General features: G+C 47.5%; 14 protein-coding genes. 8 read left to right on the top strand and 6 right to left on the bottom strand.

What is annotated here, in order from left to right; genetic code table 11:
- Window positions 1-185 precede the first annotated feature (185 nt).
- On the bottom strand, window positions 186-1,232 hold the full coding sequence (locus tag BN1080_RS14980) for a bifunctional glycosyltransferase family 2/GtrA family protein (protein WP_052653332.1): 1,047 nt from the start codon (window positions 1,230-1,232) through the stop codon (window positions 186-188).
- 231 nt (window positions 1,233-1,463) lie between these two features.
- Between BN1080_RS14980 and BN1080_RS14975 the strand changes: the two genes are divergently transcribed.
- Both BN1080_RS14975 and BN1080_RS14970 read left to right on the top strand, forming a co-directional pair.
- Window positions 1,464-2,162 carry an ABC transporter ATP-binding protein gene (locus tag BN1080_RS14975; RefSeq protein WP_052653331.1) on the top strand — a complete coding sequence of 233 codons (699 nt, stop codon included), beginning with the start codon at window positions 1,464-1,466 and terminating at the stop codon, window positions 2,160-2,162.
- Window positions 2,152-3,429, top strand: coding sequence for an ABC transporter permease (locus tag BN1080_RS14970; protein ID WP_052653329.1), 1,278 nt, complete (start codon window positions 2,152-2,154; stop codon window positions 3,427-3,429). The genes BN1080_RS14975 and BN1080_RS14970 overlap by 11 nt, the downstream gene beginning before the upstream one ends.
- A 171-nt stretch (window positions 3,430-3,600) precedes the next feature.
- Here BN1080_RS14970 and BN1080_RS14960 read toward each other — a convergent pair whose 3' ends face one another.
- Window positions 3,601-4,155, bottom strand: coding sequence for a M15 family metallopeptidase (locus tag BN1080_RS14960; RefSeq protein ID WP_052653326.1), 555 nt, complete (start codon window positions 4,153-4,155; stop codon window positions 3,601-3,603).
- Window positions 4,156-4,257: 102 nt separating this feature from the next.
- Here BN1080_RS14960 and BN1080_RS14955 point away from each other — a divergent pair, with 102 nt between their 5' ends.
- From BN1080_RS14955 to BN1080_RS14945, 3 genes are read left to right on the top strand one after another with little or no spacing between them, the layout of a single operon-like run.
- Window positions 4,258-4,989, top strand: coding sequence for an NADPH-dependent oxidoreductase (locus tag BN1080_RS14955; protein WP_052653324.1), 732 nt, complete (start codon window positions 4,258-4,260; stop codon window positions 4,987-4,989).
- A 26-nt stretch (window positions 4,990-5,015) separates the two neighbouring features.
- Complete coding sequence (locus tag BN1080_RS14950; RefSeq protein WP_052653323.1) at window positions 5,016-5,630, top strand: NAD(P)-dependent oxidoreductase; 615 nt, start codon at window positions 5,016-5,018, stop codon at window positions 5,628-5,630.
- Entirely contained in the window at window positions 5,627-6,370 is a 744-nt protein-coding gene (locus tag BN1080_RS14945; RefSeq protein WP_052653322.1) for an alpha/beta hydrolase, read from the top strand. Before BN1080_RS14950 ends, BN1080_RS14945 begins: the two co-directional genes overlap by 4 nt.
- A gap of 490 nt (window positions 6,371-6,860) precedes the next feature.
- Here the strand turns inward: BN1080_RS14945 and BN1080_RS14940 are convergent, their stop codons facing one another.
- Together BN1080_RS14940 and BN1080_RS14935 are read right to left on the bottom strand one after the other, a co-directional pair.
- Window positions 6,861-7,814 (bottom strand): ABC transporter permease, encoded by a 954-nt coding sequence (locus tag BN1080_RS14940; RefSeq protein ID WP_234398977.1) that lies wholly within the window; start codon window positions 7,812-7,814, stop codon window positions 6,861-6,863.
- Window positions 7,783-8,706, bottom strand: coding sequence for an ABC transporter ATP-binding protein (locus BN1080_RS14935; RefSeq protein ID WP_052653319.1), 924 nt, complete (start codon window positions 8,704-8,706; stop codon window positions 7,783-7,785). Before BN1080_RS14935 ends, BN1080_RS14940 begins: the two co-directional genes overlap by 32 nt.
- Window positions 8,707-8,888: 182 nt before the next feature.
- Here BN1080_RS14935 and BN1080_RS14930 point away from each other — a divergent pair, with 182 nt between their 5' ends.
- Window positions 8,889-9,287 (top strand): hypothetical protein, encoded by a 399-nt coding sequence (locus BN1080_RS14930; RefSeq protein ID WP_052653317.1) that lies wholly within the window; start codon window positions 8,889-8,891, stop codon window positions 9,285-9,287.
- Between the two features lie 163 nt (window positions 9,288-9,450).
- Window positions 9,451-9,693 (top strand): hypothetical protein, encoded by a 243-nt coding sequence (locus BN1080_RS14925; protein WP_052653316.1) that lies wholly within the window; start codon window positions 9,451-9,453, stop codon window positions 9,691-9,693.
- Between the two features lie 57 nt (window positions 9,694-9,750).
- Here BN1080_RS14925 and BN1080_RS14920 read toward each other — a convergent pair whose 3' ends face one another.
- Both BN1080_RS14920 and BN1080_RS14915 read right to left on the bottom strand, forming a co-directional pair.
- A complete protein-coding gene (locus BN1080_RS14920; RefSeq protein WP_052653314.1) occupies window positions 9,751-10,005 on the bottom strand; it encodes a hypothetical protein in 255 nt (84 codons plus the stop codon).
- On the bottom strand, window positions 10,002-11,159 hold the full coding sequence (locus tag BN1080_RS14915; RefSeq protein ID WP_052653312.1) for a class I SAM-dependent methyltransferase: 1,158 nt from the start codon (window positions 11,157-11,159) through the stop codon (window positions 10,002-10,004). Before BN1080_RS14915 ends, BN1080_RS14920 begins: the two co-directional genes overlap by 4 nt.
- Before the next feature lie 163 nt (window positions 11,160-11,322).
- Between BN1080_RS14915 and BN1080_RS14910 the strand changes: the two genes are divergently transcribed.
- The gene (locus BN1080_RS14910; RefSeq protein WP_199876630.1) at window positions 11,323-12,963 is read left to right on the top strand and encodes an AMP-binding protein; all 1,641 of its coding nucleotides are present in this window, start codon (window positions 11,323-11,325) and stop codon (window positions 12,961-12,963) included.
- Window positions 12,964-13,109: the final 146 nt, after the last annotated feature.

The raw sequence follows: 13,109 nt of genomic DNA, 5'->3' as shown, positions 1-13,109 counted from the left end.
GGAAAAGATAAAACCGGAAATGAATTTCATCTGTGAAAAGGCAGGAGACAAAGCAGCGAAGTTTTAATTCCTATTTTTGAAAAGTTCTTCAGCGCCGAAGTGCTCTATTGAAGGCGGCGCTTTGATTCAACCAGATTCTCTACAACCCGAAACTCCGTCTTCCCCAAAAAGGAAAACGGAGTTTTTTACTCTTTTCTGAAAACCCATGCACGCTGAACGACAAATCCGAAAATGAACAGCAGCGTGTCGACAAGCACTTTGAGGACCACTTCGCCTCGGCCTAGCCATTCGGCATAGAGGAAGTGGACCGATCCGGCAGAGACCAGCATGATAAAAGCAGCCAGCAGGTAGTAGCGGATCAGTGACTGGCGCGAACCTTGGCCAAATACTTTGTGCCGGTTGACGTAATAATTGAATAGGGACGATAAGACCCGGGCGGCAATCGTCGCCAATACGATGAATAATTGCGGGGCTTCCGGCCGGAATAACTGCAGGAAAATCCAATACAACCCGATATCGAGGCCGAACGATGCGGCGCCTGAAAGGCCGTATAGCAGAAAAATCTTATAGATATGAAAAGAGTCGCGCAATGGATGGAAATGCGAAGATTTATTCTCATCGATATATACGGTTTCGATCGGCACTTCAGCTATTTGGATCCCTTTCGGTTTTAACGCAGCGAGCATATTCATTTCGTATTCAAACCGTTCCCCGAGTACTGTCAGCAGGAGGCGCAGCTGGCTGACGGGAATTCCGCGAAGCCCTGTTTGGGTATCTGTAAGCGAAGTACCCGTCGATAAGCGGAACAGCAGGCGAGTAAAACGGTTGCCGAAACGGCTCCGGAAAGGCACGTCTTTCTGAGTGAAATCCCGAACGCCCATTACGAAACGATGGGGAGTGCTCGATAATTGCGCGGCAATTTTCAGCATGTCGGAAACTAAGTGCTGGCCATCCGCATCCGCCGTAATTACGGCTTCATATGGAAGGTTCTGATTGAGTATGTAATGGAAGGCGGTTTTTAAGGCGCGCCCTTTTCCTTGGTTGGCTGCATGGCGAAGCACGGTCACTTCCGGCAGCGGCATCAAAGAATCAAAAAAAGGTGCGTATTCGGGGCCGCTCCCATCATCGACCACAATAATCCGTTGAAATCCGGCTGCCAAGATTTCGGTGATCAGTTTTTCGCATTTATGGTCCGGTTTATAAGCCGGAATAATGATAGCGAATTGTTTCACGAAATCCCTTCTTTCTTTTCTCTTGGGATAAGAGTTATTTTATGGACGAGGGTTCTGGTCTACTTCGAGAATTGCATATTCTCATTGGCAAGTCAAAAACCTTATTAGAAAAATACCCTCCTTCTTTCCTATTTATCCCTCTTCTTAAGAAATTCTTCATAAAACTCCTCGGGAATCGTTAAGATTTGCTCTCTATACTTGATTTATCCAGTAAGAGAGGGGCATTCAGCCATGATTGAAATCCAAAACCTGCGCCATACGTTTGCAATTGGCAAAAAAGAGCACGAACGGAAAGTTCCGGTGTTAAAAGGAGTCACGCTAGACGTCCAAAAAGGGGAGATTGTTGCGATTCTTGGAAAGAGCGGATCCGGCAAATCGACGCTATTGCACATTCTAGCCGGCTTCATGACGCCCGAATCGGGTTCGGTTTTAGTGAATACAAAAGAGACCGCCAAGATGAAGGAAGAGGAGAAAGCGGATTTCCGCTTAGCCAATTTCGGTTTCATCTTTCAGAATTTCCAATTGATGCCGGGCCTCACTGCATTCGAAAATGTGGAACTGCCGTTGAAGATTAAAGGAGAGACGGTGAAAAAGCGCCAGGCGAAAGTTCGCGCATTGCTTGAAAAAGTAGGGCTGCAGGACGTCGCTGACCATTATCCGAATGAACTGTCAGGCGGCCAGCAGCAACGCGTCAGCATTGCGCGGGCGCTTGTCACCGACCCGCCGATATTGCTGGCAGATGAGCCGACCGGGAGTTTGGATTCGGAAACTGAACAAGATATTCTGATGTTGATCCAATCGCTGAACCAGTCGCTCGGACTGACTTTTGTGATTATCACCCATGACGATGAAGTCGCAAATGTCGCCCACCGGCAATACCGTCTGCATGACGGGGAATTAGTGAAAGGGGAAAAACGCCATGCAATTTAAAGATCAACTGGATTTTATTAAACAACATATGAAACGCAATAAACTTCGGGTAGCCACAACCATTTTAGCTGCCATGATGGGCTGTGCTTTTCTGATCATTCTCGCATCGGTCGGATTCGGCATGCAGCAGACGGTCACGGACCAGGTGCTCGACAATCAGATTGTGACAGAAATCGAAGTGGCAGGCAGAGAAGACGGCGATTCCATTACTGATCAAGAAGTGGAAGCGATGCACCAGATTGCACACGTGAAAGCCGTGACAGACCGGACTTCGCCAAATGCTGATGCGGTTGCAAAAATAGGCGATCGGAGCGGATTCGTAGCCGCTGCTACGGCTGATATGGAGCAGGAACAAAAAGCTGGATTGAAACTGTCGGAAGGCAAGATGCCTTCTTCAGCGAACGAAGTCATTATCGGCTATCATTTTGCACAAAATTTGTTGACGGAAGAAGAGCGGAAAAAAGTGGACGACGGCGAGGAAGTTTCGGGCGGATTTGCCGGAAGCCTTATTGGGCAAACGTTTCAGCTGGAATTGACCCCTTATGAAGGAGAAACAGAAGCCGGCGTATGGGAATTCACTGTGGCTGGTATTAAGGAAGAGCCGGGCAAAGATTGGATCAGCGACAATACGCTGTTGATCGATGATTCGTGGGCTCCCGTGTTCCAGGAAGAGTTGGCGCTTGAAGAAAGCGGGCGGCAAGTGCTCGTTTATGCAGACGATCTGCAGAACGTCGCGGACATCACGCAGACGTTAAAAGATAAAGGCTATTACGTTTACTCGGTTACAGAAGAATTGGGCTCGATGAATATGTTCTTCACCGCCTTGAAAGCGGGACTGATTGTCGTTGGGACCGTCGCGGTTTTGATTGCCTCCATCGGTATTTTCAACACGATGACCATGGCCGTGACAGAACGGACACGTGAGATCGGCGTCATGAAAGCGATCGGCGCGAAGCCGAAGCTGATCCAAAAGCTATTCCTCATGGAAAGTGCGGCCATCGGCATTATCGGAACGGTGCTCGCTGTTTTGGTTTCCTACGGCGTCAGCATCCTCGCAAACTGGCTCGTGCCGAAAATCATCATGAGTTCTTTAGGCGAAGACGGCGAGGGGATGGGCGATGTCAGCATTTTGATTTCGGTCATTCCGTGGCAATTGGTTGTGATTTCAGCGATCATCAGTATTGGCGTCGCCATGATTTCAGGCTGGCGGCCTGCGCGTAAAGCCACTCAAATTGACGTCATTCAAGCTTTGCGCCAAGAACTGTAGGAAAAAGCGGATCGTGCAAATAAAAGCGGAGATTGCGCAAGTAAAGCTGTGGATTCCGCAAGTAATCACAGGGATCGCGCAAGTAACCGTCCGGATTCCGCAAATAAAACAAGAAATTCCGCAAATAAACTCAAAAAACCAGCGTGGTTCCAAGCGAACCACGCTGGTTTTCTATTCCAGGACGTCTTCCGGCCGATAGCCTTGCTGCAATTCGCCGATCGACAAGCCGAACGTCATCTCTAGATGCGGATAATCCTTGAAACGCTGCCAGTCGCCGCCCCAAGCAAATCCGAGTTCTTTGCCGATGGCCGCCACTTCGTACCAATCGCGTTCGCCGTTGCCGTTATCATCCCGTTCAATGTCCCAGACGACATCGCCGTTATCAAGGCGAAGGGCAAAATCGATGGCGAGGCCGTAATTATGATAGGACTCACCGCCGCGTGCATAGGTCACGATATTGCCGGCAGCGCTCCGTCCTTGATTGTGCAAATCATTCTGTTCTTCAGCAGACCGGAACCCGTCCGTGATTAAAATGTCGATGCCGATGCTTTGCGCTTGCTGGACCAATTGATCGGTTTTCTCTGCAACAATCGGATGCAGTCCGGAAGGCGCCGGACGCTTGGCCAGCTCTTCCTGGAATTCCCGCTCGTTTTGGATCCAAACAAACAGAAAACCGCCGAGCATCAATAAAAAAAGAATCGAAAAAATGGCTTTCGCTCGCTTCAACCTGTTCACCTCATCTGCTTTTATTGTAGCAAAAATCGTTGGAAGAGTATCATCTCAGATTATTTGATAGGATAAGAGAATAGAGTCAAAGGAGGAAGAAGAATGGTTATTGAATTGATGAAATCCCACGCTTCGGTGCGTGATTATAAAGAAAAGCAGCTGACAAGAGAAGAGGTCAGTGAATTGATCCAGGCAGCGCAGCATGCGGCCACGTCCCATTTTGTCCAGGCTTATTCCGTCGTCTGGGTGACGGATCCGGAAAAACGCAAGAAATTGGGCGAGCTCTCACGCAACTCGAAACAGATGGAAGGGGCCGGCGCAGTGTTCCTAATGTGTGCGGACTACAACCGCTTGAAGCATGCGGGCGAAATACAGGGGGAGAACATTGTTTTTGACCAAGCGGAAAATCTGCTCGTCGCTGTTACAGATGTCGGCTTGCTTGCGCAGAATTTAGCCTTGGCTGCTGAATCGAAAGGCTACGGAATTTGCTATATCGGCGGCGTCCGCAACAATATGGAAGCGATCAGTGAACTGGTCGGCTTGCCGGAAGGCGTATTCCCGGTCTACGGTTTGACGGTAGGCGTGCCGAACGAAGGCAACGAAGTGAAGCCGAGACTGCCGGTCGAAGCGATTCTTCATGAGAACGAATACGACGAAGCGAAATATGAAACCTTGCTTCCTGAATACGATATGGCCATCCAGCAATATTACGAGCGCCGCAGCACCAACCAGAAATCAGAGACGTGGACGCAGCAAATGGCGAATTTCCTGAAGCGCCCGCATCGCCAAGACTTGAAAGGCGTGCTGGCCAAAAAAGGATTCTTATTCAAGTAAATCAGTCTGTGGAAAGGAGAATGAAGATGAACATCACAATTTTCGGGGCAACCGGCCGGGTCGGCCAAGAAATCCTAAAGCATGCGCTAGCGGATGGGCATCAGGTAAAAGCTTTAGTGCGTTCGCTTAAGCTGGAAGGCCATGACAACCTGGAAATGATGACGGGCGATGTACGCAATCAACAAGACATTGAACGCGCCATCCAAGGCGCCGACTTGGTGTTTAGCGCACTAGGCACGGACCGGACAACCACTTTGTCGGAAGCAGTTCCGTTCATTAAAGAGGCCATGGAAAAGCAAGGCATCAAGCGTTTGATTACGATTGGAACGGCAGGAATCTTGAATAGCCGGATGACGCCTGGCGTATTGCGCTACCAAGGCGGCGATTCCAACCGCAAATTGACGTTCGCTGCAGAAGAGCATGAGAAAGTGTACCGTTTGCTGGAAGCGTCGGAATTGGATTGGACGATTGTCTGCCCCACATACTTGCCGGACGGGGAAGCACGCGGCAGCTACCGGACAGAAAAAGATTTTCTGCCGGAAGAAGGACGGGAAATCACAGTAGGCGATACGGCTGATTTTGCATACAAACAAATGGAGAGCGCGGAGTTTTCCAAATCCCGCGTCGGAATTTCCTATTGAGTGCGGGGAAGCGCCGGGCGAAACGATGGGCCATCCGGATTTTGATCGGCTTTATTGCGCTGATTGCTTTGATCATTATCGGGTTTGTCGTCTATAGCCAATTCGATTACGGACCGAGTGAAGTGCTGAAAGAACAGGTGGATCTCGAAGCGGTCGAACGGGACGGCCAAGGCATTATCTTTATGCCGGAAGACCCGAACGGCCAAGGCCTCATTTTATACCAAGGCGCCAAAGTGGAAGCGGAAGCCTATGCGTATCTTGGGGAGAAACTGAGCGAGCAAGGATATACAGTATCGATTCCGGATCTGCCGCTGAAGTTCGGGATTTTCGGAGTGGATACAGCAGAAGCGGTGATTGGGGAGTATCCGGAAATCGATTCTTGGTTTATTGGCGGCCATTCGCTTGGCGGCGTCGCAGCTGCGATGTATGCCGAAGACCATCAAGATGAATTGGCGGGCTTGTTTTTCCTGGGTTCCTATCCTGCAGGGGATTTCGCTTTAAGCGATTTGCCGATGCTGTCCGTTTACGGAGAAAAGGATGGATTGACATTGCTCGCTGATATCGAAGACAACCGCATCCTGTTTTCAGCCAATAGTGAATTTGTCGAGATTCCAGGAGGCAACCATGCCCAGTTCGGCCTGTATGGCGAACAAAAAGGCGATAACCCGGCGACGATCTCGCCGCTCGAGCAGCAGGATTTGGTGGCTGAGGCATTGCTGAACTGGATGGATGGCAAATGAAAAAAGGATCTGGACGTCAGTAAGCTGACGGTCAGATCCTTTTATTATTAAAAAGATAGAATTCGTTTAGAAACTCGATATTCTGCAAAGTAGCTGCGAAGCGATTGATTGTGGCTTGCGAGCTCGATCGCTTTGCTCCATATCGTTGGCAAGTGTTCCAGCACCGGTGCGGTTCCGGACAGGGTGGAGCAATAAGACGAGTGGTTTTCTCGGCTTATTGTGGGAACTCTGTCCATAGCGCCGTTGTGCGGCCTACAGAAACAAATGCTCGAATCCAACTAGCTTCTCGACAGTGGAAGGATCTGGACGTCAGTAAACTGACGGTCAGATCCTTTTTTTTGTTTTAGAGACAGCCTGCGCTTTTCTATTGTCCAGACTCCGGCAGCTAGCCCCTCGAGGTCGCTTCAGTCTTATCAGCAATGGCAAAACCGCCATTACTGCTAAGACTTCCAGCGCTTGTCGGGGCTAACGAGCTGCCTGCGCTTTTCGCTTACGCCGTAACATCTCTTCTTGAGAACGTCCAATAGCTGACGGCCATGAAAATGAGGAAGTAAACAGCGAGAACAATAAGCGACATAGTCATGGTGATATCCGGTACAGGCATAAAGCCGGTATAGAATTGCGTTAAGTCCGTATGGGTGAACAAATAGTATTTGACGATTTCGTAATTAGCGAGCAAGTAGACGGCCTGGATCCCGGTGAACATCAGGAAGATCGATAAGCCGATCGCAAGCGAGCTTGAACGGAAAACAGTCCCGAGCATGAAGGCGAACGTTCCGATGATCCACACGCTGGCAAAACTCAACCCCGCCATTTTCAGCGCTTCCATCCAATAAGATCCTTCAACGACTTCTGAGCCGTTCCAGACAAGGAAAGTTCCGTCGCCGATGCCAAAGAAAATCAAACCGGCCAGTGCACTGACGGCAATCGTTAAAATGGACAGCAAAATAGCATAAATCATCGTGGTGATGTATTTAGATGTTAGTATTTTCCATCTTTTAACAGGGCGTGTTAACAGCATTTTGATGGTGCCCTGGGAAAATTCCGAAGCGACAATCCCGGCAGCCACTATCACCGTAAACAGTGTGACAAGCGACAGCATCATATGGGCATCGATGACTTGCTGCTGCATGCTCGCATATTCAAAGGCAGGGACTTCATTCGCAAGCCGATATTCTGCAATTGCGGCTTGGCCTTCGTAATATTCCTTCTGCGGGTCGCTCAAGTTCGGATCCTGCAGCATTGCTTCTGCATTAGCCTGCTGGTTCGTGGCGACTTCTTGCCACGTTTCTTCTTGATTGGCCATCATGCTGGAATTGACCCATTTTGTAATGCCCATGGATGCGAATAAAATGACCACCAGCAAAGCGGCCATGATCCAGCTGGATTTCTTGCTCCATAATTTCATCCATTCATTTTGAATGAGTTTCAGCAATTTGGCCACCTCCGGTCATTTCAAGGAATTGATCTTCAAGCGTTGCCCGGTGCGGTTGAACAGCATAGATTTTCGCACCGGCAGAGACGAGCATATTAACGGCTCCAGGAATGTGCTGCGATTGCGTATCGATCAAATAGCCTTTGTCATGCGCAGTAACCGGGAAGCCGGTGCCGCTCAAAACTTCGTGCGCAAGCTCATTAGGTTCCGCATGAATATAATAGCGCGAAACATTGAGTTCTTTGACGTTCTTGATATCAATCAGTTCGCCATTTTGAATCACGGCAATCCGGTCGCATAATAATTCGATTTCTGATAAAAGATGGCTGGAAACAAAAACAGCGACGCCATTTTCGCTTGCGACTTTTTGCAGGTACATTCGGAATTCCCGGATGCCTGCGGGGTCCAGGCCATTTGTCGGTTCGTCCAGGATCAAAAATTTCGGGTCATGCAAAAGTGCCTGTGCGAGGCCGAGCCGCTGCCGCATTCCGAGAGAATAGGAACTGACTTTTTCGTTGATGCGATTCTGCATGCCGACTTGTTGGACGACTTCATCAATGCGTTTTTTGGAAATCCCTTTGTGCATTCGGGAAAAATGCAAAAGGTTTTTGTAGCCGGTCATGTACTTGTACATTTCCGGATTTTCAACAATGACGCCGACTTTTTGAATACTGCCTTCGAAATTGGTTTGGATTGATTGCCCATCAATCAGCACTTCGCCTTGGGTCGGGCGCATCAATCCGACCATCATGCGAATGGTCGTCGTTTTACCGGCGCCATTTGGCCCGAGAAAACCAGTGATTTGGCCTTTATATAAGTCGAGGCTCAGATTCTTAATGATATTCTTCTTTCCAATTGTTTTCGAAAGGTTCTTGATCTGCACAATCGGTTTTTCTGTCATCTTCTACCACCCGCTTTCCGCAGCTTGATTCCGCTGCGTGTGTCATTATGTATTAACGATTGAAAAGGCCTGAAGTTTCAAAAATCCCTTTCTTATTCAACAGATGGAATGAAAATAAAAGCATAAACAAATTGAAAAGGGGAATAATGAGACTAGAAACCAGGAAATCGGAGGGATCGATCATGAAGGAACTTCAAGACAAAGAGCAGATCTTAATGGCTTACTACACGCAATACTACACAGCTGCCACGACTGAAGATGTTCAAGCGCTGGATGCCCGGTTAGCTGAAGGAATCGGAACCGAGCCGTATAAAAAAGCGATGGAAGAATTAAAAAAAGAAGGGCTCGTCAATGGATTGGATGAAATTCAAAAAGAAGACGGGGAAGGCCCTCCGCTGCCAATGGCAACCAATGAAGGAATGCTTTACATCAATAACACCCTAAATCTTCAATCCGATGCAGTAGAGGACCATCAATTGGATTACTTGGACAATAATCTAAAGACAAGCGGATTGGAATTGACGCTGGAGCCCGTTAAAGCCTATATAGAAGAAACGATTCGCCAACAAAAGAAAATGTGAAATTAAAGAAGCGAAAACCGCGGCACCGCCTGTCTAAGGCGATGGCGCGGTTTTTTATGCTTTATTCCTTGCATTTCAAATGTTAAGAAATTGTGAAAAAAATAATTTCTTCTTTTGTTTTAAAGAATTATGTTTATAATGCTTATATTGGGGGTATGAGCATATGAATCATTTTTCGATAACAGAAATTAAAGAGCGCAACAGTCAATCTGCTCAAGCAATCGGCTTTTTGATCGCTGGAATTCTCGCAGCACTCGTCTATGGAATTGTCCAACTGTCAGTGCCAGCCTTTTTACTGGTGCTTGTTTTCGCTATTAATCTTTTCCTGGAAACCCGTGAATACAAAAAGAGCTACAAGATTGAATTGGAAGCTGCAAAATATAATGAAGAACATCTGAATTCCTAACCGCTTATATAAGAAAAGCCGCCTGCCTCTAATCGGAGACAGGCGGCTTTTTCCGCTTTAGAGCCCAAAAATGAAAAATACCAGGAAAATCGAAATGACGACAATGAAATTGATGGCCATAGCGCTTTTTTTGCCGACCGGCTTTTCAAGAGAAGGGAAACGGTTTAGCAATTTCATCAACCCGGCGATCAAGCCGACAATCACCAGCACATTCACGATTAAATGCATATCGTAGATTTTCACATCGATAAATCGGACGAGGATGACGGTAAAAGCGAGAACGATGCCGTTGGCCAGATTTTTCCGTGTCATAGGAGCTCCTTCAATTCGTTTTCAAGGAAAGGTTTGGCTGATAAGAGCTGCGTGAATTGCTGGTAGCGTTCAAATTGTCCGGGCGCAGGTTTTTTTCCTGTTTTATAAGCGCGGATCAAAATATTTTTGGGTGTATGTTCCATATCGATGAATTCCATCAATTGAGTTTCATAGCCGACAAGCGACAATAATTCCGCACGGATGGAATCCGTTGCGAGTGCACTGAAGCGCTCTTTGATCAAGCCATGCTGAAGCATGATGCCAAGCTCCGGTGCTTCGATCTGGCTATTGAGTTCATGCTGGCAGCACGGCACGCTTAAAATGACGTTCGCATTCCACTTGACAGCGCGGGATAACGCCATGTCCGTAGCAACGTCGCAGGCATGAAGCGTGACCACCATATCGACTGCAGATTCCTCATTATAGTCGTTAATGTCGCCGACTAAAAACTCTAATTGATCGTAATTCAAGTCATCAGCAATGCGCTGGCATTCTTCGATGACTTCTTTTTTTAGATCGAGTCCCGTGACCCGCAAATCCAGTCCTTTTTCAACCCGCAAATAATGGTAAAGAGCGAATGTCAGATAGGATTTGCCTGAACCGAAATCGAGTATGCGCACCGTCCGGTCTTTTGGCAAATGCACAAGGGCATCATCGATGAATTCGATAAACCGGTTAATTTGGCGGAACTTATCGTATTTCTGTTTTTTGACTTTGCCGTCCGGGCTTTGGACGCCAAGGCGCACCAAAAACGGATAAGGCACGCCGTCTTCCAGCAAATACTGCTTTTTGCGGTTATGGGAAAGCTCGGCTTTTTTCGCTTCCGTCTGTTCCGATTTCCAGGTAACTTTGAATTTCTTAGAAAGCTGAATTTGCACTTTTTCTTCAGTAAACTGAAAAAGCCCTTGGCGGAACTCTTCGAACAAAGACGCAAGCTTGGCAGAGGCATCCTCAATGGAAAGGTTTTCGTGTTTCAAGACGTGCTCATATTGATATTCAAACTGAATAAAATATGCATTTTTTATTTCAACGGGCTTGAGTTTCACCCGTTTGATGCTATTCGATTTTAAGCGCGGCTGGCTGATGGTGGCGGAAACAAGTTCCTGCTGCTGCAAACGAGCAGCGAGCGAATCATGCATTGATTGTATTTCCATTTCAATTCCCTTTCGTGGTCCAGAATACTTCCATTTTATCATGCTTAGCACTTAAAGGGCGAAAGCTTAGTTTGGCGCTCGTTTGCTAAAAATAATATTGTTGGAATTTTATGATAATATGATAAAGTGAAATGAAACCGTTTACACAATGGAGGGATTTAAAATGGCGATTTTAGAAAAGACCGTAGGCCAAATTGTGCGAGAGCAGGCAGCACTCCATCCGGAAACAGAAGCTTATGTGTATCCGGAACATGGCATCCGCAAGACATACCGGGAGTTTGATCAGGAAACAGACCGCCTGGCAAAGGCTTTTATGGGAATAGGAATCGAAAAAGGCGAGCACATTGCGATATGGTCCGATAATAAGCGCGAGTGGCTGCTCAGCCAATATGCGACAGGGAAGATGGGCGGAGTCCTAGTAACCGTTAACACGAGCTATCAGGCGAATGAGCTTGAATATCTTTTGAAGCAATCGGATGCGACAACCTTGGTTCTCGGAGAAGAGTTCAAAGGCTCCAACTATATCGAAATTTTGAATACCATTTGTCCGGAACTGAAAACAGCAGAGAAAGGCAATGTTACAAGCAGCAAACTTCCGTATTTCAAACGTGTCATCGTAATGAGTGAAAACCAGCATCCGGGAATTTATACGTGGAGCGAATTTGAAGCATTTGCGGACCGGGTGGCTGATGAGGAACTGGAAAAGCGTTTTAACTCAATGGATCCGGATGAGGTCATCAATATTCAATACACTTCAGGAACGACCGGTTTTCCAAAAGGAGTCATGCTGACGCATTTGAATGTCGTCAATAATGGCAAACTTGTCGGCGACACGATGAACTTAACGGAAAACGACCGCTTATGCATACCGGTGCCTTTTTTTCATTGCTTCGGCTGTGTGCTCGGAACGATGGCCGCTGTGACGCATTCGACTACGATGGTCATTGCGGAGCAATTTGAACCGAAACGGGTGCTTCAAATGGTACAGGATGAAAAATGTACAGGCTTGCACGGCGTTCCGACAATGTTTATTGCCGAACTGAATTATCCCGACTTTAAGAGCTTTGATACGTCGACTTTGCGGACAGGCATCATGGCAGGTTCGCCTTGCCCGATCGAAGTGATGAAAAAAGTGATCAGCGAAATGGGTGCTTCGGAAATCACCATTGCTTACGGCCAAACCGAATCTTCGCCGGTGATCACGCAGACGCGGGCTGATGATGCGATTGAAAAACGAGTCGCTACGGTCGGCAAGCCGCACGCCGAAGTGGAAGTGAAGATTGTGGATCCCGTGACGAATACAGAAGTCGCGATTGGAATGCCGGGCGAGCTCTGTACGAGGGGCTACCACATCATGAAAGGCTATTATCAAAACGAGGAAGCGACGAAGCAGGCCATCGACGAAGACGGCTGGCTGCATACGGGTGATATTGCCGTGGAAGATGAGGATGGCTATATCGCAGTTACAGGACGCATCAAGGACATGGTGATCCGGGGAGGCGAGAATATCTACCCTCGGGAAATTGAAGAATTCCTCTATCAGCACCCTTCGGTCCAAGATGTACAAGTAGTCGGCGTGCCGGATCCAAAATACGGCGAAGAGCTGATGGCCTGGGTCATTTTAAAAGACGGCGAGAAACTGCAGCCGGAAGAGTTGCGGAATTACTGCAAAGGAAAAATTTCACATCATAAAATTCCGTGCTATATCGAATTTACAAAAGAATATCCGATGACTGCCTCCGGGAAAATCCAAAAATTTAAATTGCGGGAAATGGCCATAGAGCGCACTGAAAAAAATGAATAGAAGAAATAGATTGAACCTCTGTGAGTGCTGACAGAGGTTTTTTATCCTGTTTTTTCGCGTGTATAAATGAATAATAGTTGTTTAATTTTGGGGAGAAAGGGGAAAGTTTAAACGTAAGAAAAATCTCAAATTCAGGATAATTTTGT

The sequence above is a fragment of the Planococcus massiliensis genome, assembly GCF_000821325.1.
Lineage (GTDB): Bacteria > Bacillota > Bacilli > Bacillales_A > Planococcaceae > Planococcus > Planococcus ruber.
The sequence above is the reverse complement of the archived record's forward strand: the minus strand, read 5'-3'. Positions and strand labels throughout refer to the sequence as shown.

Coding starts and splice junctions, on each gene's coding strand:
- BN1080_RS14930 (WP_052653317.1), top strand. CDS start 8,889: ATGAAGGAACTTCAAGACAAAGAGCAGATCTTAATGGCTTACTACACG.
- BN1080_RS14915 (WP_052653312.1), bottom strand. CDS start 11,159: ATGGAAATACAATCAATGCATGATTCGCTCGCTGCTCGTTTGCAGCAG.
- BN1080_RS14970 (WP_052653329.1), top strand. CDS start 2,152: ATGCAATTTAAAGATCAACTGGATTTTATTAAACAACATATGAAACGC.
- BN1080_RS14920 (WP_052653314.1), bottom strand. CDS start 10,005: ATGACACGGAAAAATCTGGCCAACGGCATCGTTCTCGCTTTTACCGTC.
- BN1080_RS14975 (WP_052653331.1), top strand. CDS start 1,464: ATGATTGAAATCCAAAACCTGCGCCATACGTTTGCAATTGGCAAAAAA.
- BN1080_RS14910 (WP_199876630.1), top strand. CDS start 11,323: ATGGCGATTTTAGAAAAGACCGTAGGCCAAATTGTGCGAGAGCAGGCA.
- BN1080_RS14935 (WP_052653319.1), bottom strand. CDS start 8,706: ATGACAGAAAAACCGATTGTGCAGATCAAGAACCTTTCGAAAACAATT.
- BN1080_RS14950 (WP_052653323.1), top strand. CDS start 5,016: ATGAACATCACAATTTTCGGGGCAACCGGCCGGGTCGGCCAAGAAATC.
- BN1080_RS14955 (WP_052653324.1), top strand. CDS start 4,258: ATGGTTATTGAATTGATGAAATCCCACGCTTCGGTGCGTGATTATAAA.
- BN1080_RS14925 (WP_052653316.1), top strand. CDS start 9,451: ATGAATCATTTTTCGATAACAGAAATTAAAGAGCGCAACAGTCAATCT.